Origin of the sequence: Ramlibacter sp. (assembly GCF_050250995.1) — a bacterium.
In the GTDB taxonomy this organism is placed as follows: domain Bacteria; phylum Pseudomonadota; class Gammaproteobacteria; order Burkholderiales; family Burkholderiaceae_C; genus Ramlibacter.
In genome coordinates this window covers 15,453-36,026 of the sequence record NZ_JBFWNP010000053.1, presented here as the reverse complement: position 1 = coordinate 36,026, position 20,574 = coordinate 15,453, and the positions used below count along the sequence as shown (strand labels likewise).

Genomic DNA, 20,574 nt, shown 5'->3' with positions numbered 1-20,574 from the left:
GGCTTCCGGCAGTTCAGCCTGCGCGGGCTGCACCGCGTGAGCGCGGAATGGAAGCTCGTGTGCATGGCGCTGAACCTGCGGCGCATGTGTGCTTTACGGGGCGCCTGAGGGCACTGCGAGGCTCGTATAACTTCGCAAACCCTCGCTTCGAGGACCGGGATGGGGGTGGCCCCTGCAGCGAAGTAAAGGAGGAGGAGCGCGCACGCGCGCGACGGGGGAAATTCGCGGAAGGGGTCGCCCCCATCCCGGTCCTTGAAGCTGAGGCGAGCTGTCATCACCGCGCGGCGGCAGCGCGTTGATCGGGGATGGCCGCCAGCTACTTGCCCTATCAGCCCGAACAGGACTTTCTGCTGCCGCCGTCGATGCGCGAATGGCTGCCCGAAGGGCATTTGGCCTACTTCATCGGCGACACGGTTGACAGCCTGGATTTGCGGGCGTTTCACGACCGCTACGCCAAGGACGGTCCTCGCAACCAGCCGTTTCACCCGGCGATGATGGTCAAGGTGCTGCTGTACGGCTACGCCACGGGCGTGTTCAGCTCGCGCAAGATCGCAGCGAAGCTGCGCGAGGACGTGGCATTCCGGCTGCTGGGTGCCGGCAACTATCCCGCGCACCGCACGATCCGCGAGTTCCGTGCGTTTCACCTCAAGGAGTTGGGCGAGCTGTTCGTGCAGGTGGTGCGGCTGGCCCGTGAGATGGGTCTGGTCAAGCTGGGCACCATCGCCGTGGACGGCACGAAGGTGAAGGCCAATGCGAGCCGCCACAAGGCCATGAGCTACGCTCACATGCTGCAGGCCGAGGCGCAGCTGAAGAAGGAGATCGCGGCCTTGCTGGAGCGTGCGCGCCAGGCCGATGAGGTCGAACGCAATCTGCCCGATATGGACATTCCGGCAGAGATCGCGCGTCGAGAAGATCGCCTCGCTGCGATCGCCCAGGCGCGTGAGCGGCTGGACAAACGCCAGCGCGAAGCAGACCTCGAACGCGGGCGCGATGAGGACGATGATCGTCGTCCGAGGGGCAAGGATGGCAAGCCCAAGGGAGGGCGCTACAAGCGCGAGTTCGGCAAGCCCGAGGCGCGCGCTCAGGAGAACTTCACCGATGGGGACAGCCGCATCATGAAGCGCGCCGGTGGCGGCTTCGATCCGGCGTACAACGCGCAAACGGCGGTCGACGAAGCCGCACACATCATCGTGGCAGCCGAGCTTACGAATTGCGCCAGCGACGCGGCCGAATTGCCCCGGATGCTCGATGCCGTGCAGGCCAACCTGGGCAAGTTGCCTTCGCAGGTGTTGGCCGACACCGGCTATCGCTCGGAGGCGGTGTTCGCGCGACTCGCCGATGGCCCCACCGAGCTGGTGGTGGCCTTGGGGCGCGAAGGAAAGCAGCAGCTGAAATTCGACCCCAAGCGCAGCCCACACACTGCGAAGATGGCAGCCAGGTTGCAAAGCGACGAGGGACGGGCAGCGTATCGCAAGCGCAAGTGGATCGCCGAACCCCCCAATGGCTGGATCAAGAGCGTGCTGGGGTTCAGGCAATTCAGCATGCGCGGGCTGCACCGAGTCGCTGCGGAGTGGAAACTCGTGTGCGCGGCGCTCAATCTGCGAAGAATGTGCGCGATGCAACACTGTTGAGGGTCGAGAAGACCGCTCGGCTCGTCCTTCGAGGACCTGAATGGGGGTGACCCATGCAGCGAAGTAAAGGAGGAGCGGGCCGCTTGCGGCACGCGGGGGACATTCGCGGAATGGGTCGCCCCCGTTCAGGTCCGGGGCGAGCTACGGTGCTCTGCCGCCCACGCTCCTAGGAGCCTGGAGGCCTTTCAGGTGCCGGCGCGAGCTCCAGCGTCATGAAGACGCTGAAGGGGTCGAGCCGGTAGTCGCCGAATGGCCCGCACACCTCGAATCCGACGCTGCGATAGAGTGACTGCGCGGCCAGGAAGCCGTCCTGCGGGCCGGTTTCGAGGCTGAGTGTTCGATACCCGCGCGAGCGCGCTTCGGCAACGATGTGGTCGAGCATCGCCCGGCCCGCGCCGCGCCTGCGGATCGCCTTCGGCGTGCGCATCGACTTGATCTCGCCGTGCTCGGGACTCAGTTCCTTGAGGGCGCCGCAACCGAGCAGGAGGTCGCCCTCCCACGCCGTCCAGAACGTGATCCCCGGTGCACGAAGCTGCGACAGGTCGAGCGCATGGACGCTCTCTGGCGGCGAGAGCTCGTACATGTTCGCGAGGTGCTCCTCCAGCAGCGCGATCACGCCCGCGCGGCTCAGGTCGTCACGTTCGATCCGTATCCCCATGTCGCCTCGGCTCCTCGCTTCCGTCATTCCCGCGAAGGCGGGAATCCGGCGCTTTCCCGTCTACTCGACCCGCACGATGCCCAGCGGCTTGAATCCCAGGTCCGCCTGCTTGCCCTTGCGCCCGCGGGCGCCCTTGGCGTTGTTGAGCGACCGGATCTCGAGCACTTCTTCCTTTTCCTTGTCGCCACGCCCCAGCCCGGTGATCTTCACGCTGCGCGCATACGCGGCGGCGCCTGCCAGTTCGTCCTTCGTCTCCAGGTCGATCAGCATCAGGCCCCGTCCGCCATTGGGCATGGCCTTCAGCTCCGCGATCTCGAAGGTAAGCAGGCGCCGCTGCATGGACGCGCAAGCGACGTGCGTCGCGGGCGCCTGCGGCGGCACGTTCGCGGGCGAGGGACGGCACACCGTCTCGCCCGGGCCCACGCTGATGAACGACTTGCCGCCCTTCTGCCGCGAAATCATGTTCTCCACGGTCGCGAGGAAGCCGTAGCCGCCGGAGCTGCTGACAAGCAGCCACGCACCGCCCGCGCCTGCGAAATAGTGGATCAGTTGCGTGCCGCTCTCGAGCTCGATCAGCGTCGTGACCGGTTGCCCGTCGCCCCGCGCGCCGGGCAGCACCGCGACCGGCACGGAGTACACCCGCCCGTTGCTGCCGAACGCGAGCAAGGTGTCGACCGTGCGGCATTCGAACGTGCCGTAAAGACCGTCGCCCGCCTTGAAAGCGAACGACGCGGCTTCGTGCCCGTGTCCCTGCCGGGCGCGCACCCAACCCTTTTGCGAGACCACGACCGTCACCGGCTCGTCGATCACCCGCACCTCGGCCACGGCCTTCTTCTCGGCCTGGATCAGCGTGCGGCGCACGTCGCCGAACTGCTTCGCATCGGCCTCGATCTCCTTGACCATCAGGCGGCGCAGCGCCGCCGGGCTGCCGAGGATTTCCTCGAGCTTCTTCTGGTCTTCGCGCAGGCCCTTCAGTTCCTGCTCGATCTTGATCGCTTCAAGGCGCGCCAGCTGGCGAAGCCGGATTTCGAGGATGTCCTCGGCCTGCCGGTCGCTGAGATTGAACCGCGCGATCAGCGCCGGCTTGGGCTCGTCGCTGTTGCGGATGATGCGAATCACCTCGTCGATGTTCAGCAGGACGATCTGCCGGCCCTCGAGGATGTGGATGCGGTCGAGCACCTTGTCGAGACGGTGGCGCGAACGGCGTTCGATCGTGCGGTGGCGGAATTCGATCCACTCCTCGAGCATGCGGCGCAGGTTCTTCTGCACCGGCTTGCCGTCGAGGCCCACCATCGTGAGGTTGATCGGCGACGAGGTCTCGAGGCTCGTGTGCGCGAGCAGCGTCGTCGCCAGCTCGGCCTGGTCGATGCGGCTCGTCTTGGGCTCGAACACGAGGCGCACGGCGGCGTCCTTGCTCGACTCGTCGCGCACCGTGTCGACGACGCCCAGCACCGTCTGCTTGAGCTGCACCTGCTCCTGCGTCAGCGCTTTCTTGCCCGCGCGGATCTTGGGGTTGGTGAGCTCCTCGATCTCCTCCAGCACCTTCTGCGTGCTCACGCCGGGTGGCAGCTCGGTCACGACCATCTGCCACTGGCCGCGCGCGAGTTCCTCGATCTTCCAGCGGGCGCGCACCTTGAGCGAGCCGCGTCCGCTGGTGTAGGCGTCCGCGATGTCCGAGGCGCTGCTGATCACCTGCCCGCCGCCCGGAAAGTCGGGCCCGGGGATGAGCGCGAACACGTCGCTGTCGGCGAGCTTCGGATTCTTCACGAGCGCGATGCACGCATCGGCGACCTCGCGCAGGTTGTGGCTCGGAATTTCGGTCGCGAGGCCCACCGCGATGCCGCTTGCGCCATTGAGCAGCGCGAACGGCAGGCGCGCGGGCAGCACCACGGGCTCCTGCGTGCTGCCGTCGTAATTGAGCACGAAGTCGACGGTGCCTTCGTCGATCTCGTCGAGCAGCAGCCCGGAGATGCGCGCGAGACGCGCCTCGGTGTAGCGCATCGCGGCCGCGCCGTCGCCGTCGCGGCTGCCGAAGTTGCCCTGCCCGTCGATCAGCGGATAGCGCTGCGCGAAGTCCTGCGCCATGCGCACCAGCGCGTCGTACGCGGCCTGGTCGCTGTGCGGATGGAAGCGGCCCAGCACGTCGCCGACCACCCGCGCGCTCTTCACCGGCTTGGCGCCGCCGGCACCGGCAAAACCGAGCCCCATGCGCCACATCGAGTACAGGATGCGCCGCTGCACGGGCTTCTGGCCATCGGCCACATCCGGCAAGGCGCGGCCCTTCACGACGGACAGCGCGTATTCGAGGTACGCGCGCCGCGCGTAGGTGGCGAGGTCGAGCCCTTCGGCGTCGCCGCCGTCGTTCGGGGGAATCAGTTCCGTGTCCATCCGGGGGGAGTCTCTTGCGCGGTGAGCGGAATCGCGTCCGCTTCGGGGTGATTGGCGAGCGGCGTCGCCGCGGGTCCGATGGCGGGCGGGAGATTCCCGCGGCCGACGGCGCCGCCGAGCGGAACGACGGGCAGTTCCATGCGGATGCGATTCGGCGCGCGGCCCGACGCCCTCGCTGCCACGCTCGCGGGCGGCTTCAGCAGCGTGTACAGCTGCATCACCGTCTTCACGTAGTTCTGCGTCTCGCGGTAATTGGGAATGCGGTTGCCGGCGCGCTGCACCGCGCCCTCGCCCGCGTTGTACGCGGCGAGCGCGAGCTCCAGCTGGCCCGGGAACATCCGGATGAGATCGCTGAGGTATCTCGTGCCGGTGCGCACATTCGTGCGCGGGTCGAACAGCTTCTTCTGCAGCGGGCTCTTCGCGTCGCCGCTCACGCCGTACCGCTGCGCGGTCGCCGGCATGATCTGCATGAGCCCGAGCGCCCCCTTGGGCGAGACGGCTTGCGCATCGAAACCGCTCTCGGTGGCGATGAGCGCCTGCAGCAGTTCGAACTCGACGCCGTGCTGCGCGGCGGCTTCGCGCAGGTGGTGCTTTACCTGCCGGAAGCTCGGCGAAATCTCGAAGAACGCGATCAGCTTGCTCGCCCCGGTCGGGACGGCCACCGGCCGCGGCGTCGGCAAAGGCAGATCGACCGCGGTGTCGAAGCTCTTGCCGCCGCGGAAAAAGAGTTCGTAGCGCTCGTCCACCTTCTCGGCCGCGAAGTGCGCGACGCCCTTCGCGTCGACGTAGCCCCACACCTCGGCATGCGCCGCCGGCACGAGCAGCGCCAGCGCGATTCCGAGCGCGGCGAGCCGCTTCGTCACGCCACCAGCTCCAGCGACTGCGACCGGCGCGCCGCGAATTCGTCCTGCAGCATCGACATGACCACCATCGACACGAAGCCGTCGGAGGTGCGCACCGATTCGCGCAGCACGCCCTCGACGACGAAGCCCTCGCTGTCGTAGAGCGCCTTCGCGCGCGTGTTGTGGGACTTGACGTCGAGCCACAGGCGATGGGCGCCCAGACTGTCGAACGCGACCCGCTTCACCGTGCGCAGCGCGGCGCGGCCGAAGCCTTCGCCCTTGCTGCGGACCACCATGCGCTTCAGCTCCAGCGACTGGTGCTGGCTGCGGCAGCCGATCAGGATCACGAAGCCCACGGCGTCGAGTCCGGGGCCGCCCTCGACGATGAAGTGGCGGAAATCCGGGAAGCGGATGGCGGCTTCGTGCTGCGTGCGCTCCCACGGCGTGATGAAGGGGAGGTTGGCCGGGTCCTGTTCGAGCGACAGCACGAACTCGATGTCGCTGCTCATGGTCGGGCGCAGCCGCACGCGCGCTGCAGCGCGCGTGTCGTCGACCGGCGCGGCAGCATTCATATGTCGACTTCCACGTCGTCGCCGTGGATTTCCATCAGCTCGCGCCTTGCCGCCGCCTCGCCCTTGCCCATCAGCTTCGTGATCAGGCCCTCGGTCGCCGAGAAGTCGAACTTGCCCAGTTGCACCGGCAGCAGCCGCCGCGTATCGGGGTTGAGCGTGGTCTCCCACAACTGCTCGGCGCTCATCTCGCCCAGGCCCTTGAAGCGGCTGATCGTCCACTTGCCTTCGGCCACGCCTTCCTTGCGCAGCTTGTCGAGGATGTGCGTGAGTTCGCCCTCGTCGAGCGCGTACTGCTTGCCCGCGGGTTTCTTGCCGCGCGGCGGCGTGTCGACGCGAAAGAGCGGCGGCCGCGCGACGTAAACGTTCCCCGTTTCGATGAGCTTCGGAAAGTGCCGGAAGAACAGCGTGAGCAGCAGCACCTGGATGTGCGAGCCGTCGACGTCGGCGTCCGACAGGATGCAGATCTTGCCGTAGCGCAGGCCGGAAAGATCGGGCGTGTCGTTCGGCCCGTGCGGATCGACGCCGATGGCCACCGCGATGTCGTGGATCTCGGTGTTGGCGAACAGGCGGTCGCGTTCGACCTCCCACGTATTGAGCACCTTGCCGCGAAGCGGCAGCACGGCCTGGCATTCCTTGTCGCGGCCCATCTTGGCGCTGCCGCCGGCGGAGTCGCCCTCGACCAGGAACACTTCGTTGTGCGAGAGGTCGCGGCTCTCGCAATCGGTCAGCTTGCCGGGCAGCACCGCCACGCCGGAGCCCTTGCGCTTCTCGACCTTCTGCCCCGCGCGCTGGCGCGACTGCGCCGCCTTGATCGCGAGCTCGGCGAGCTTCCTGCCGTATTCGACGTGCTGGTTGAGCCACAGCTCCAGGGCGGGGCGCACAAACGAGGAGACGAGCCGCACGGCGTCGCGCGAATTGAGCCGCTCCTTGATCTGGCCCTGGAACTGCGGATCGAGCACCTTCGCGCTCAGCACGTACGAGGCGCGCGCGAACACGTCCTCGGGCAGCAGCTTCACGCCCTTGGGCAGCAGGTTGTGCAGTTCGATGAAGCTCTTGACGGCGTTGAACAGGCCGTCGCGCAGGCCGCTGTCGTGCGTGCCGCCGGCTGTCGTGGGAATCAGGTTGACGTAGCTCTCGCGCGTGGGCTGGCCGTCCTCGGTGAAGGCCACGCACCAGGCCGCGCCTTCGCCCTCGGCGAAAGTCTCGTTGTTCTCGGCGTAGCCCTCGCCTTCGAACAGCGGAATGACGGGGTCGGCCGCGAGCGACTGCATCAGGTAGTCGCGCAGGCCGCCCTTGTACTGCCAGGTCTGCGTCTCCTTCGTCTTCTCGATCGTGAGGGTGACGATCACGCCCGGCATCAGCACGGCCTTGCTGCGCAACAGGTGCGCGAGCTCGGCGGCGGGCAGCTGCGTCGATTCGAAATAGTAGGCATCGGGCCACACGCGCACGGTGGTGCCCTGCTTGCGGTCGCCCTCGCCCGACTTGCGCGTGGCGAGCGGCTCGACCACGTCGCCGCCCGAGAAGGCGAGCGTCGCGACCTGGCCGTCGCGATGCACCGTCGCTTCCAGGCGCTTGGCGAGCGCATTGGTCACCGACACGCCCACGCCGTGCAGGCCGCCGGAGAAGCTGTAGGCGCCGCCCTTGCCCTTGTCGAACTTGCCGCCCGCGTGCAGCCGCGTGAATACGAGCTCGATGACCGGCGCCTTCTCCTCGGGATGCAGGCCGAAGGGAATGCCGCGGCCATCGTCGTCGATGCTCACCGAGTTGTCGGCGTGCAAGGTCACCTTGATGCGCTTGCCGTGGCCGGCCAGCGCTTCGTCGGCCGCGTTGTCGATCACCTCCTGCACGATGTGCAGCGGGTTGTCGGTGCGCGTGTACATGCCCGGCCGCTGCTTCACGGGCTCGAGGCCCTTCAGCACGCGGATCGAGCCCTCGGAGTAGTCCGACGGAAGTTTGCTCGCGGGTTTCGTTGCCATGGGAGGCCGAATTGTAGCCACTGGATGAATTCACAGCCTTGTGCAGCACAGCAATGCGCGACGCTGCGGCAGGGACATCGCCTTGTCGCTACAGTCGTGCGATGCAAACGCCCGCCTCACCTCGCAGCATTTCGACGATGCAGGTCCTCGTCTGCGGCGCCCTCATCGTCGGCCTCTCGCTGGGCATCCGCCACGGCTTCGGGCTGTGGCTGCAGCCGGTCACGCAGGCTCAGGGCTGGAGCCGCGAAACCTTCGCGTTCGCCGCGGCGATCCAGAACCTGGCGTGGGGCTTCTTCGGCATCTTCGCGGGCATGATCGCCGACCGGTTCGGCGCCTTCGCGGTCCTGATCGGCGGCGCCGTCCTCTATGCGCTCGGCCTCGGCGGCATGGCGATGTCGACCAGCCCCCTGCTCTTCGCGCTCACGGCGGGCGTGCTGATCGGCGCGGCGCAGGCGGGCACCACCTACGCGATCATCTACGGCGTGATCGGCCGCCAGCTCGATCCCTCGCGGCGCGCCTGGGCGATGGGCATTTCCGCGGCGGCCGGCTCCTTCGGCCAGTTCCTGATGGTGCCCGTCGAGGGCATGCTGATCTCCGGCCTGGGCTGGCAACAGGCGCTCGTGGTGCTCGCGCTCATGGTGCTCCTCATCGTGCCGCTCGCGTTCGGCCTGCGCGAGCCGGGTTTCCGCGGCGGCGCGGCGCCCGTGCGCGACCAGACCATCCTGCAGGCGCTCGGCGAAGCTTTCCGCTACCCGAGCTTCCAGCTGCTGATGGCGGGCTATTTCGTCTGCGGCTTCCAGCTCGCCTTCATCGGCATCCACATGCCGAGCTACATCAAGGACAAGGGCCTTTCGCCGCAAGTCGCCAGCTACGCGCTCGCGATCATCGGACTGGCCAATGTCTTCGGCACCTACTTCGCGGGCGTGGCCGCGCAGAAGATCGCGAAGCCGAAGGTGCTGGCCTTCATCTATTTCGCCCGCGCGGCGGCCATCGCCCTGTTCATCTGGGCGCCGCTGTCGCCCGCATCGGTGTACCTGTTCTCGGCGGTCATGGGCATGCTGTGGCTGTCCACCGTGCCGCCCACCAATGCCGTCATCGCGCAGATCTTCGGGGTGGCGCACCTGTCGATGCTCGGCGGCTTCGTGTTCATGAGCCACCAGGTCGGCTCCTTCATGGGCGTGTGGCTGGGCGGCCTGCTGTACGACCGCACCGGCAGCTACGACATCGTCTGGTACCTCGCCATCGCGCTCGGCGTCTTCGCGGCGCTGGTCAACCTGCCCGTGCGGGAGGGCGCCATCGCGCGCCGGCCCGCCGTGCCGCGCGCCGCGTGAAGATCGCGCTCTGGTTCGCGGCCGTCGCGGCCTCGCTGGCCGTATTCGCGCTCTACACGCGGCCGGAGACGATGGTGATGCTCGGCGACTTCATCTGGTCCTGCTTCAATACGTGATGCACGAATCTCCCGTTCCTTCGCCCTGGGTCGTGCGCTGGGCCGGGCTCGTCCCGGAGGGCGGCGAGGTGCTCGACGTGGCCTGCGGGCACGGACGGCACATGCGGTTCTTCCGCGGCCGGGGCCATGCCGTGACCGGCGTCGACCGGTCGCCGGAAGCCATCGCCGCCGTCCGCGCCGTGGGCGAGGCGGTGCAGGCCGATATCGAGAACGGCCCCTGGCCCTTCGCGGACCGGCGGTTCGCGGCCGTCGTCGTCACCCACTACCTCTGGCGTGCGCTGCTTCCCACGATCGTGGCCGCGGTGGCGCCGGGCGGCGTGCTCCTCTACGAAACCTTCGCCGCAGGGAACGAGACGGTGGGCAAGCCGTCGCGCCCGGACTTCCTGCTGCAGCCGGGGGAACTCCTCTCGGCGTGCGCCGGCCTGCGCGTGGTCGCGTACGAGGACGGCTTCCTTTCCGGACCCGATCGATTCGTGCAGCGCATCGCCGCCGTGCGCATTCAGCCCGGCAGTTCCCCGCCCCGTCACCTGCTCTAGGTAAAATCGCCGGATGAACCCCATCACAGGCAGCATCGTCGCCCTCGTGACGCCGATGCTCGAGGACGGCAGCGTCGATTACCCCACGCTGCGCAAGCTCGTCGACTGGCACATCGCCGAGGGCACCGACTGCATCGGCGTCGTCGGCACCACGGGCGAGTCGCCCACGGTCGATGTCGAGGAGCACCACGAGATCATCCGCGTCTCGGTGGAGCAGGCACGCGGCCGCGTGCCCATCATGGCCGGCGCGGGCGCCAACTCCACGAAGGAAGCCATCGCGCTCGCGAAGCACGCGAAAAGCGTGGGCGCCGACTGCCAGCTGCAGGTGGTCCCCTACTACAACAAGCCCTCGCAGGAGGGCCTGTACCGGCATTTCAAGGCCATCGCCGAGGCGGTGGACCTGCCCGTCATCCTCTACAACGTGCCCGGGCGCACCGTCGGCGACATGCTGCACGACACCGTGCTGCGCCTGGCCGAGGTGCCCGGCATCGTCGGCATCAAGGAAGCGACCGGCGACATCACCCGCGCGCAATGGCTCATCCGCGACGTGCCCAAGGGCTTCGCGGTGTATTCCGGCGACGACCCGAGCGCCGTGGGCCTCATGCTGTGCGGTGGCCAGGGCAACGTGAGCGTGACGGCCAACGTCGCGCCGCGCCTGATGCACGAGCTGTGCGTCGCCGCCGTGGCCGGCGAGCGCGACCGCGCCATGGCGATCCAGCGCCAGCTCATGCCCATCCACAAATACCTGTTCTGCGAAGCGAACCCGATCCCGGTCAAGTGGGCGATGGCGCGCATGGGCCTCATGGGGGGCACGATGCGCCTGCCGATGACCGAGCTCGCGCAGGAAAACCGGCCCGTGGTCGAAGCGGCGCTGCGCGCCAGCGGCCTGCTCGCATGAGCCGCGCGTCGAACGCACGCCGGCCCGCAACCCGATCCAACGAGATTCCCGAGGGGATAGTCCAGTGAAGCTTCCAGCCAAGATCGTCCTGCTCGCGCTCGCCGCGGCGCTGTCCGCCTGTTCCAGCCTGTTGGAGGGGGACAAGATCGACTACAAGAGCGCCGGCAAGGGCATCTCGCTCGAAGTCCCGCCCGACCTCACCCAGCTGTCGCGCGACACGCGCTACCAGATGCCCGGGGGCACGGTCTCCGCGAGCAACTACCAGGTGGGCCAGGCCGCCGCCACCGGCGTACCCGTCGCCGCCACCGCCATGGGCGACGTGCGCATCGAGCGCGCGGGCTCGCAGCGCTGGCTCGTGGTGAACCGCCCGGCCGACCAGCTGTGGGGCCCCATCCGCGAGTTCTGGCAGGAAAACGGCTTCCTGCTCACGCAGGACCAGCAGGCGCTCGGCATCATGGAGACCGACTGGGCCGAGAACCGGGCGAAGATCCCGCAGGACTTCATTCGCAACACGCTGGGCCGCCTGATCGACCAGATCTATTCCACGGCCGAGCGGGACCGTTTCCGCACGCGCCTGGAGCGCTCCCCCACCGGCGGCACCGAGATCTTCGTCAGCCATCGCGGCATGGTCGAGGTCTACAGCAGCGCGCAGAAGGACCAGACGGTCTGGCAGCCCCGCGCCACCGACCCCGAGCTCGAGACCGAATTCCTGCGCCGCCTGATGGTCAAGCTCGGCGTGCCGCCCGAGCAGCAGCGCACGGCCACCGCCGCGTCCCGCCCGACCTCGCGCGTGACGACGCTCAACAACCAGCCCGTCGTCGTGATCGACGAAGCCTTCGACCGGGCGTGGCGCCGCGTCGGCCTCGCACTCGACCGCACCGGCTTCACCGTCGAGGACCGCGACCGCAACAATGGCACGTATTTCGTTCGCTACGTCGAGCCCAGCGCCGACCGGACGCAGAACCGCGGCTTCATCGCGCGGATGCTCAACCTGAACTCGTCCGATCGCAACGCGCCGCCGGTCAAGTACCGCATCAACCTGAAGACCGAGGGGCAGACGACCACGGTCGCCGTGCTCAACGCCAACGGCGCGCCGGAGACGTCGGCCACCGCGCAGCGCATCGTGCAGGTGATCGCGGACGACCTGAAGTGACGGGGCCCAGGCAGCCGCACGCGTGATCCGGTTCAAGAGCCTCGGCAGCGGGAGCTCCGGCAACGCCACCATCGTCCAGGCCCGCGAGGGCACGCAGACCGTCCACCTGCTGGTGGACTGCGGCCTGCGCATCCGCGAGCTCGACAAGCGCCTCGGGGCGGCGGGAATGATGGCCGACCAGATCGACGCCATCTTCGTCACCCACGAGCATGGCGACCACATCGGCAGCGCCTTGCAGGTCGCCCTTCGCGACCGCATTCCGGTGTGGATGAGCGCGGGCACCTATGCGGCCATCGGCGAGCCCGATTTCGGCGGCCTTCTGCGCATCGCGCGGGATGCGGCTCCCGTCGAAATCGGCCCGATGCGCATCGAGCCCTTCACGGTTCCGCACGATGCGCGCGAGCCGCTGCAGCTCGCGTGCACCGACGGCGCAACGCGCCTGGGCGTGCTGACCGACCTGGGCCACGCCACGTCGCATGTGCTGCAGCAGCTCGCGGGATGCAGGACGGTGCTGCTCGAGTGCAACCACGACGAGACCATGCTCGCCACGGGCGCTTATCCGCCGTTTCTCAAGAGGCGCGTCGGCGGCGCCTATGGCCATCTCGCGAATAGCGCGGCCGCGGCGATCGCGCAGGCCCTGAAGCCGAGCGGCCTGCTGCAGGTGATGGCGGCGCATCTCTCCGAGCAGAACAACCGGCCCGAACTCGCGCGCGAGGCGATCGTCGCGGCCCTGGCCTGCGAAGCGTGCGACGTCCATGTCGCGAGCAGCGCGGGCAGCGGCTGGACGACCGCATGACTCATACTTTCCAGAGGAAACGAAAAAGCCGCCCGAGGGCGGCTTTTTCGTTGCAATCGAAGAACGATTACTTGCTGGCGGCGGACGCGGCCGGCATGGCGGCAGCGGCGGCGGACGCGCCGGCGGCAGCACCCGTGGCGGCGCCAGCGGCGGCACCGGCAGCGGCGCCCGAAGCGGCGGCAGCGGAGGTGTCGGCGGCGGGAGCCGGCGCCGGGGCGGGCGGCGTCACCACGACGGGAGCCGGTGCGGGCGCGGGGGCGGGCGCCGGAGCTTCGGTCTTGCTGCAGGCGGCCAGGCCGACGGCAGCAACGAGCGTCGCCAGGACGAGCGATTTCTTCATTTCAGATTTCCTTTGAGGGGTAATGAGTGTACGAGGTGAACAACTTCCGGAAACTGTCTTGCAGCCGCTTTAAGTGACAGCACGACCGGCATGAAGGTCTCGAGCTCTTCATGCTCAGCCATAGATTATATGATGCTACAGACCGAGCGTGTGGGCGGGGAATGCGGGCGAACTCTTCAGTAGCCACTCATTGAGCGTTTCGCGCAACAAAAGCCGCCGCTGCGGCTCGTCGCCGCACCAGCCGTTGCTGCGCTCGATGTCGAGCCGCTCGAGCACCCAGCCCGGCGACCAGATCGACGAAGGCAGGTCGAGCACGTCCGCCGACGCCACCGCGCGCGCTTCGATGATGTGCGACCACGTGCGCCGCCACGTCACGAAACGCGCGTGCTTGCGCAGCACGGTGTCGTAGTTCTTCGCGAGCAGCGTGCATTTGCGCCCGCTCGCCGACCAGTCCTGCAGCGCATCGGCGACCGCGCGCTCGCCGAGCGGCCAGTCGTCGAAGCTCGCGTCGGTGAGGATGATTTCGCGCCATCCTTCCCGCGCGGCGCAAGCGAGGGCATCGCGCACGAGCTGCCGGAACTCCTCGCGCCCTTCGAAGCGCCGCGAAGGCAGCGCGGGGACCGGTTCGACGGCCTGCTCATCCATGGCTTTCTCCTGTTTCGTGCAGCCAGCCGGCCTCGCACCAAGCGCGGATCAGCGCGCGGGCCGCGTCGCTCGCGGCTGCGAGTTCCCGCGCGTCGAGCCGGCGCCGGTCGGCCAGCCGCCGCATCAGGCTTGCGTCGCGGCCCGAGGCGCGCCAGCTCTCCCCGTTGACGAACACGTGGCGGCTGTCGTGCATCATGCGCGTCTTCGCGTCGACGAGCACGCCGCGCAGCCGCGCCGGAACGCGCGAGGACTCGAACCACACATTCGACTTCGGCTCCGTGAGGGCTTCGCCGAGCGCACGGTCGAGCAGCGGCGCATCCTTCAACGCGGCCGCCACGGCGTCGCGCGCGAAAGCCTGCAGGCGTGGCGGGATCGCCGCGGGCGATTCGACGGCCTCCTGCGCCGGATCGCGATAGAGCGGCGAGGTTTCTTCCGCCGCTTCGTCGGCCACACGCTGCAGGAGTTCGCGCACGAGCTCGCCGCGCGCCGGCGCGCGAAAGCCGATCGACCAGGTCTGGCATTCGCCCTCGGCCACGCCGTCGTGCGCCCAGCGCGGCGGCAGGTACAGCATGTCGCCGGGTTCGAGCACGTATTCCTCCTCGGGCTCGAAATTCGCGAGGATCTTCAGGGGCACGCCATCGCGCAGGCTCAGGTCGCGCTGACGGCCGATGCGCCAGCGCCGCCGCCCCTGCGCCTGCAGCAGGAACACGTCGTAGCTGTCGAAGTGCGGCCCGACGCCGCCGCCGTCGCTGGCCCAGCTGATCATCACGTCGTCGAGCCGCGCATCGGGCACGAAGCGAAAGCGCGACAGCACGTCGTGCGCGGCCGGATGGTGCAGGTCGACGCCCTGCACGAGCAGCGTCCAGTCGCGGCGCGACGCGGCGGGCAGCGCGCGCGCGCTGAACGGGCCGTGCTTGACCCGCCAGCGTTCGCCGTCCCGCACAATGGCGCGCGATTCGACGCCTTCCTTCGACGCCAGCGCCAGCAGATCGGCGCGCGCGAGGGGCGATGCGAAGCCCTCGATCGCGCGGCGCACCAGCAGCGGCTTCTTCTGCCAGTGGCGTTTCATGAAGCGGCGCGGCGTGAGGCCGCCCAGCAGGGCGAGAGGGTGGTCGATGTCCATCGGAGGCATTGGGAGTGCGAGAATTCTCCTATGGAAATCACATCGCAATGCGTGGTCGCGCTGACCTGGACGCTCAAGGACACGCTGGGCGAGGTGCTCGACGAACTCGAGACGCCGGTCGAATTCATGGTGGGCGGCGGCGACCTGCTGGACAAGATCGACGCGGCGCTGCAGGGCCACGAACCCGGTGCGCGGCTCGACCTGCACCTCGAGCCCGAGGATGCCTTCGGCGACTACGACGAGAAGCTGGTCTTCCTGGAGCCGCGCACGGTGTTCCCGCCCGAACTGCAGGAGGGCATGAATTTCGAGGGATTGCCCCCGGGCGCGACGAGCAAGGATGCGCCGCCGGGGCTTCTGTACACCGTGACGGATATCTACCCCGAGCACGTGGTGCTCGATGCCAACCATCCGCTCGCCGGCATCGCGCTGCGGCTGCACCTGAAGGTGGAAGCCGTGCGCGAGGCGACGGAAGAAGAGATCGGGCGCGGCTCGGCCGGCGCCGGATTCTTCAAGATCTGAACTACGCCCGGTAGATCACGTTGTTCTCGACGCGCACGCGGTCGCCCACGCGCAGGTCGCCGGTCGCGCCGACTTCGTACATGCGCATCAGGCCGTTGTCGGTCTGCACCGTCACGCGGTAGCCGGGCGCCGTGGTCAGGCCCTGCTGGTTGCGGGCGATGCGGTTGCCCACCATCGCGCCGCCGACCGCGCCGAGCACGGTCGCGGCCGCGCGTCCGGAGCCGCCGCCCACCATGTTGCCGAGCGCGCCGCCGGCCAGGCCGCCGACCACCGCGCCGAGGATGTTGGTGCCGCCGCTCGAGGCCAGGGGCGAATTCGTGCCCACCGGCAGATATTCGATATTGGTCACGCGGCCGAATTCGAGCATCGCCGGAGCCGTGGCCACCGAGGGGTAGGTCGCGGTCGGGTACGTCGGATAGGTGGAGACCGGGTACGGCGAGGTCGTGGCGCAGCCGACGACGGTAGCGAGCATCGCGACGCCGGATGCGGCGGCAGCAAGACGGGTAAAGCGCATGGGAATCTCCTTGGTAGGCAAACCACCGGCGGGCCCCCTTGGCCTCGCCTCGTGCCCACCGATTGAAACGCCGCTGTCGGCGCGCGCGCTGCATCCATTTGCCTGACTTGCTGTCGGCCGCGAGGGACAATCGCGTAGGCGAAGACAGACGCGGCCGTTCGCCCGGGCGCCGCTCAACTTTTCCCGGTCGAGCCGTACCCGCCCTCGCCGCGCTCCGTCGGCGGGAATTCGGTGACGACGTTGAATCGCGCCTGCACCACCGGCACGATCACGAGCTGCGCGAGCCGCTCCATCGGCTGCAGCGTGAACGCGGTGGCGCTGCGGTTCCACGCGCTCACCATCAACTGGCCCTGGTAGTCGCTGTCGATCAGGCCGACGAGGTTGCCCAGCACGATGCCGTGCTTGTGGCCGAGGCCCGAGCGCGGCAGGATCATGGCCGCGTAGCCGGGATCCTTCAGCCAGATCGCGATGCCCGTGGGCACGAGCTGCCATGCGTTGGGCGCGAGCGAGAGCGGCGCGTCGATGCATGCGCGCAGATCGAGCCCCGCGCTGCCGGGCGTGGCGTAGGCGGGCAACTGGTCCGCCATGCGGGGATCGAGGATCCTGACGTCGACTTTCATTGTTTCCAGGCGGCCTGGCGCCGCGCGATTTCGCCCACCAGATGACGGGCCAGAACCAGCTTCGAGGCGCGCGGGAGTTCGCGCGTGCCCTGCGCGTCGACCAGCAGCAGCTGGTTGTCGTCCTGCCCGAAGGCGAGCGGGCCGATGTTGCCCACGAGCAGGGGAATGCCCTTGCGCTCGCGCTTGGCCTGCGCATTGTTGGCAAGGTCCTGGCTTTCTGCCGCGAAGCCGACGCAGAACAGTTCCCGCCTTTGCGCGCGCTCGCTCTTCGCAACGGTGGCGAGGATGTCGGGGTTCTCGGTGAAGGCGATGGTGGGCGCGTCGCCGGTGCCGTCCTTCTTGATCTTCTGGTCGGCCTCGGTCGCCGGGCGCCAGTCGGCCACGGCGGCGGTCGCGATGAAGATATCGGCGCGGTCCACGTCGGCCTGCGTGGCCGCCAGCATCTGCCGCGCGGACTTCACGTCGACGCGCCGCACGCCGCGCGGCGTGGCCAAGGCGACGGGCCCGGCGACGAGCGTGACCTCGGCCCCCGCCTCGCGCGCCGCGCGGGCGATGGCGAATCCCATCTTGCCCGACGAATGATTGGTGATGCCGCGGATCGGATCCATCGCCTCGAAAGTCGGCCCGGCGGTGACGAGCACGCGCTGTCCGGCCAGCACTTTCGGCTGGAATAACGCGGTCAGTTCCTCGACCAGTTCGTCGGCCTCGAGCATGCGGCCGTCGCCGGTCTCGCCGCAGGCCTGGTCGCCGCTGCCCACGCCCAGCACGTGCGCGCCGTCGGCCGCGACCTGCGCCAGGTTGCGCTGCGTGGCCGGATGCGCCCACATCTCGCGGTTCATCGCCGGCGCGAGCAGGAGCGGCACGCGGTCCGCGGGGCGGGCGAGGCACAGCAGGCTGAGCAGCTCGTCGGCGCGCCCCTGCGCCAGCCGCGCGATGAAGTCGGCGCTGCACGGGGCGAGCAGGATCGCATCGGCCTGCCGCGACAGGTTGATATGCGGCATGTTGTTGTCCTCGCGCGCATCCCACTGCGAGGTGTACACGGGCCGGTTCGACAGCGCCTGCATGGTGACGGCGGTGATGAACTGCTCGGCCGCCTCGGTCATCACCACCTGCACGGCGGCTCCCGCTTTCACGAGTCCGCGGCAAAGCTCCGCCGACTTGAAGCAGGCGATGCCGCCCGTGAGTCCGAGAACGATGTGCTTGCCGGAAAGGTCGCTCATGGGGGCGAGTGTAGTGCCGCCGCCGGGCCGCCCCAAGGCGGCACAGCCCCCTCGGGGGGCAGCGAACCTCGCGAAGCGGGGAGCGTGGGGGCCCCTATAATCCCGCTTTACCACCGAACCGGAAGCAGAACTCTTCCGACCTGACATGACCAAATTCGTCTTCGTCACCGGCGGTGTGGTGTCCTCCCTCGGCAAGGGAATCGCCTCAGCCTCCCTCGCAGCGATCCTCGAGTCGCGGGGCCTCAAAGTCACTCTCATCAAGCTCGATCCGTACATCAACGTCGATCCGGGCACGATGTCGCCGTTCCAGCACGGCGAGGTGTTCGTGACCGACGATGGCGCCGAGACCGACCTCGACCTCGGCCACTACGAGCGTTTCGTCACCACGCGCATGCGCAAGGCGAACAATTTCACCACCGGCCAGATCTACAAGTCGGTGCTGGAGAAGGAACGCCGCGGCGACTACCTCGGCAAGACGGTGCAGGTCATTCCGCACGTCACCAACGAGATCCAGGAGTACATCCGCCGCGGCGCCGGCATCGGCACGCCGAACGAGATCGACGTGGCCATCGTCGAGATCGGCGGCACCGTCGGCGACATCGAGTCGCTGCCCTTCCTCGAAGCGGTGCGCCAGATGAGCCTGAAGATGGGCCCCAACACCTGCGCCTTCGTCCACCTCACCTACGTGCCGTGGATCGGCGCGGCGGGCGAGCTGAAGACCAAGCCCACGCAGCACACCGCGCAGAAACTTCGCGAGATCGGCATCCAGGCCGACGCCCTGCTGTGCCGCGCCGACCGCCGCATCCCGGACGACGAAGCCGAGAAGATCAGCCTCTTCACCAACGTGCCGCGCTGGGGCGTGATCTCCATGCCCGACGTCGACACCATCTACAAGGTGCCGCGCGTGCTGCACGAGCAGGGGCTCGACGGGCTGATCTGCGACAAGCTGCGGCTGAACACGCCGCCGGCCAACCTCAAGCGCTGGGACGACCTGGTGTACGAGCTGGAGCATCCGCGCGGCGAAGTCACCATCGCCATGGTCGGCAAGTACGTCGACCTGTCGGACAGCTACAAGTCGTTGAACGAAGCGCTGCGCCATGCGGGCCTGAAGAACCACATGCGCGTGAAGATCGAGTATCTCGACTCCGAGACGATCACGCCCGAGTCCGTGTCGCAGCTTTCGAAGTTCGACGCGATCCTGGTGCCCGGCGGCTTCGGCAAGCGCGGCATCGAAGGCAAGATCGCCGCGGCGCGCTTCGCGCGCGAGAACAAGGTGCCTTACCTCGGCATCTGCCTCGGCATGCAGGTCGCGACCATCGAGTACGCGCGCGACGTCGCCGGCCTGCAAGGCGCGAACAGCACCGAGTTCGATCCGCATTGCGCGCACCCGGTCATCGCGCTCATCACCGAGTGGCAGGACAAGGACGGCTCGATACAGACCCGCAACGAGTCGTCGGACCTCGGCGGCACCATGCGCCTGGGCGCGCAGAGCTCCGACGTCGCCCGGGGCACGCTCGCGCACAAGATCTACGGCGACGTCGTGACCGAGCGCCATCGCCACCGCTACGAAGCCAACGTGCATTACCTGGACAAGCTGCGCCAGGCCGGCCTCGTGATCTCCGCGATCACGCAGCGCGAGCGCCTGACCGAGATCGTCGAGCTGCCGCAGTCCGTGCATCCCTGGTACATGGGCGTGCAGTTCCACCCCGAGTTCAAGTCGACCCCATGGGACGGCCATCCGCTCTTCAACGCCTTCGTGCAGGCCGCGTGCGAGCATCAGGTGGCGATGGGTCGCAAGGGCTCCGGCCTGAAGGCCGTCGCATGAAGTTGTGTGGATTCGAAGTCGGGCTGGATCGGCCCTTCTTCCTCTTCGCCGGCCCCTGCGTCGTCGAGTCCGAGCAGTTGCAGATGGACGTGGCCGGCGCGCTGAAGGAGATCACATCCTCGCTCGGCATTCCCTTCGTCTTCAAGAGCAGCTACGACAAGGCCAACCGCTCCTCGGGCACGAGCTTCCGCGGGCCGGGCATGCAACGTGGCCTGGAAATCCTCGCGAAGGTGAAGAAGGAACTGAACGTGCCCGTCGTCACCGACGTCCACACCGAAGCCGAGATCGCCGAAGTCGCGAAGGTGGTCGACGTGCTGCAGACGCCCGCGTTCCTGTGCCGGCAGACGGACTTCATCCGTGCCGTCGCGCAGTCGGGCAAGCCGGTGAACATCAAGAAGGGCCAGTTCCTCGCGCCGGGCGACATGAAGAACGTCATCCAGAAGGCCCGCGACGCCGCGCGCGAGAAGGGCCTGCCCGAAGACAACTTCCTCGCCTGCGAGCGCGGCGCGAGCTTCGGCTACAACAACCTCGTCTCGGACATGCGCTCGCTGGCGATCATGCGCGAGACGGGCGCGCCGGTCGTGTTCGACGCCACGCATTCCGTGCAGTTGCCCGGCGGCCAGGGCACCAGTTCGGGTGGCCAGCGCGAGATGGTGCCGGTGCTCGCGCGTGCCGCCGTCGCCGTGGGCGTGGCGGGCCTCTTCATGGAGACGCATCCCGATCCCGCGAAAGCCCTGTCGGACGGGCCCAATGCAGTGCCGCTGAAGCACATGAAGGCGCTGCTCGAGACGCTGGTGGCGCTCGACCGCGTGACCAAGAAGAACGGTTACCTCGAGAACCGGTTCGACGCCTGAATTCAAACTACGAAGAG

Annotated in this window: 21 protein-coding genes; 10 read left to right on the top strand and 11 right to left on the bottom strand. The window is 68.3% G+C overall.

Going from position 1 to position 20,574, the window contains the following annotated elements; translation table 11 throughout:
• The coding region (locus tag AB7E83_RS23550; protein WP_428573268.1) for a transposase at positions 1–108 on the top strand (108 nt) is incomplete at its 5' end.
• Between the two features lie 197 nt (positions 109–305).
• Entirely contained in the window at positions 306–1,631 is a 1,326-nt protein-coding gene (locus tag AB7E83_RS23545) for an IS1182 family transposase (RefSeq protein ID WP_428573266.1), read from the top strand.
• 166 nt (positions 1,632–1,797) lie between these two features.
• On the opposite strand, the gene AB7E83_RS23540 is transcribed toward AB7E83_RS23545, so the two are convergent.
• The 5 genes from AB7E83_RS23540 to AB7E83_RS23520 are packed head-to-tail and all read right to left on the bottom strand — an operon-like array spanning position 1,798 to position 8,067.
• The gene (locus AB7E83_RS23540; RefSeq protein ID WP_428573265.1) at positions 1,798–2,289 is read right to left on the bottom strand and encodes a GNAT family N-acetyltransferase; all 492 of its coding nucleotides are present in this window, start codon (positions 2,287–2,289) and stop codon (positions 1,798–1,800) included.
• A 60-nt stretch (positions 2,290–2,349) separates the two neighbouring features.
• Positions 2,350–4,677, bottom strand: coding sequence for a DNA topoisomerase IV subunit A (gene parC, locus AB7E83_RS23535; protein WP_428573264.1), 2,328 nt, complete (start codon positions 4,675–4,677; stop codon positions 2,350–2,352).
• Positions 4,662–5,540, bottom strand: coding sequence for a lytic transglycosylase domain-containing protein (locus tag AB7E83_RS23530; protein ID WP_428573263.1), 879 nt, complete (start codon positions 5,538–5,540; stop codon positions 4,662–4,664). Before AB7E83_RS23530 ends, parC begins: the two co-directional genes overlap by 16 nt.
• Positions 5,537–6,091, bottom strand: a complete 555-nt coding sequence (locus AB7E83_RS23525; RefSeq protein ID WP_428573262.1) for a GNAT family N-acetyltransferase — start codon at positions 6,089–6,091, stop codon at positions 5,537–5,539. Before AB7E83_RS23525 ends, AB7E83_RS23530 begins: the two co-directional genes overlap by 4 nt.
• The gene (locus AB7E83_RS23520) at positions 6,088–8,067 is read right to left on the bottom strand and encodes a DNA topoisomerase IV subunit B (protein ID WP_428573261.1); all 1,980 of its coding nucleotides are present in this window, start codon (positions 8,065–8,067) and stop codon (positions 6,088–6,090) included. The genes AB7E83_RS23525 and AB7E83_RS23520 overlap by 4 nt, the downstream gene beginning before the upstream one ends.
• A 101-nt stretch (positions 8,068–8,168) precedes the next feature.
• Between AB7E83_RS23520 and AB7E83_RS23515 the strand changes: the two genes are divergently transcribed.
• The 5 genes from AB7E83_RS23515 (at position 8,169) to AB7E83_RS23495 (ending at position 12,897) form a co-directional block, all read left to right on the top strand.
• Positions 8,169–9,398, top strand: coding sequence for an MFS transporter (locus tag AB7E83_RS23515; RefSeq protein WP_428573260.1), 1,230 nt, complete (start codon positions 8,169–8,171; stop codon positions 9,396–9,398).
• A gap of 115 nt (positions 9,399–9,513) precedes the next feature.
• Complete coding sequence (locus AB7E83_RS23510) at positions 9,514–10,050, top strand: class I SAM-dependent methyltransferase (protein ID WP_428573259.1); 537 nt, start codon at positions 9,514–9,516, stop codon at positions 10,048–10,050.
• 13 nt (positions 10,051–10,063) lie between these two features.
• Positions 10,064–10,948 carry a 4-hydroxy-tetrahydrodipicolinate synthase gene (gene dapA, locus AB7E83_RS23505; RefSeq protein ID WP_428573257.1) on the top strand — a complete coding sequence of 295 codons (885 nt, stop codon included), beginning with the start codon at positions 10,064–10,066 and terminating at the stop codon, positions 10,946–10,948.
• A gap of 64 nt (positions 10,949–11,012) precedes the next feature.
• The gene (bamC, locus tag AB7E83_RS23500; protein ID WP_428573256.1) at positions 11,013–12,101 is read left to right on the top strand and encodes an outer membrane protein assembly factor BamC; all 1,089 of its coding nucleotides are present in this window, start codon (positions 11,013–11,015) and stop codon (positions 12,099–12,101) included.
• Between the two features lie 22 nt (positions 12,102–12,123).
• A complete protein-coding gene (locus AB7E83_RS23495; protein ID WP_428573255.1) occupies positions 12,124–12,897 on the top strand; it encodes an MBL fold metallo-hydrolase in 774 nt (257 codons plus the stop codon).
• A 67-nt stretch (positions 12,898–12,964) separates the two neighbouring features.
• Here AB7E83_RS23495 and AB7E83_RS23490 read toward each other — a convergent pair whose 3' ends face one another.
• The 3 genes from AB7E83_RS23490 to AB7E83_RS23480 all read right to left on the bottom strand — a co-directional run bounded on the left by AB7E83_RS23490 (position 12,965) and on the right by AB7E83_RS23480 (position 15,005).
• A complete protein-coding gene (locus AB7E83_RS23490; protein ID WP_428573254.1) occupies positions 12,965–13,237 on the bottom strand; it encodes a hypothetical protein in 273 nt (90 codons plus the stop codon).
• A gap of 135 nt (positions 13,238–13,372) precedes the next feature.
• On the bottom strand, positions 13,373–13,882 hold the full coding sequence (locus tag AB7E83_RS23485; protein ID WP_428573253.1) for a hypothetical protein: 510 nt from the start codon (positions 13,880–13,882) through the stop codon (positions 13,373–13,375).
• A complete protein-coding gene (locus AB7E83_RS23480) occupies positions 13,875–15,005 on the bottom strand; it encodes a cupin domain-containing protein (RefSeq protein ID WP_428573252.1) in 1,131 nt (376 codons plus the stop codon). The genes AB7E83_RS23485 and AB7E83_RS23480 overlap by 8 nt, the downstream gene beginning before the upstream one ends.
• Positions 15,006–15,035: 30 nt before the next feature.
• Here AB7E83_RS23480 and AB7E83_RS23475 point away from each other — a divergent pair, with 30 nt between their 5' ends.
• Entirely contained in the window at positions 15,036–15,524 is a 489-nt protein-coding gene (locus AB7E83_RS23475) for an FKBP-type peptidyl-prolyl cis-trans isomerase (protein ID WP_428573251.1), read from the top strand.
• Between the two features lies 1 nt (position 15,525).
• Here the strand turns inward: AB7E83_RS23475 and AB7E83_RS23470 are convergent, their stop codons facing one another.
• The 3 genes from AB7E83_RS23470 to coaBC form a co-directional block, all read right to left on the bottom strand.
• A complete protein-coding gene (locus tag AB7E83_RS23470) occupies positions 15,526–16,038 on the bottom strand; it encodes a glycine zipper 2TM domain-containing protein (protein WP_428573250.1) in 513 nt (170 codons plus the stop codon).
• A gap of 173 nt (positions 16,039–16,211) precedes the next feature.
• Positions 16,212–16,658: a dUTP diphosphatase gene (gene dut, locus AB7E83_RS23465; RefSeq protein WP_428573249.1), complete on the bottom strand. Its 447-nt coding sequence runs from the start codon at positions 16,656–16,658 to the stop codon at positions 16,212–16,214.
• The gene (gene coaBC, locus AB7E83_RS23460) at positions 16,655–17,878 is read right to left on the bottom strand and encodes a bifunctional phosphopantothenoylcysteine decarboxylase/phosphopantothenate--cysteine ligase CoaBC (RefSeq protein ID WP_428573248.1); all 1,224 of its coding nucleotides are present in this window, start codon (positions 17,876–17,878) and stop codon (positions 16,655–16,657) included. Before coaBC ends, dut begins: the two co-directional genes overlap by 4 nt.
• A gap of 145 nt (positions 17,879–18,023) precedes the next feature.
• On the opposite strand from coaBC, the gene AB7E83_RS23455 reads away from it, so the two are divergent.
• Together AB7E83_RS23455 and kdsA are read left to right on the top strand one after the other, a co-directional pair.
• Positions 18,024–19,703 carry a CTP synthase gene (locus AB7E83_RS23455; RefSeq protein WP_428573247.1) on the top strand — a complete coding sequence of 560 codons (1,680 nt, stop codon included), beginning with the start codon at positions 18,024–18,026 and terminating at the stop codon, positions 19,701–19,703.
• Positions 19,700–20,557 (top strand): 3-deoxy-8-phosphooctulonate synthase, encoded by an 858-nt coding sequence (gene kdsA / locus AB7E83_RS23450; RefSeq protein WP_428573246.1) that lies wholly within the window; start codon positions 19,700–19,702, stop codon positions 20,555–20,557. The genes AB7E83_RS23455 and kdsA overlap by 4 nt, the downstream gene beginning before the upstream one ends.
• The last annotated feature ends 17 nt before the right edge of the window (positions 20,558–20,574 follow it).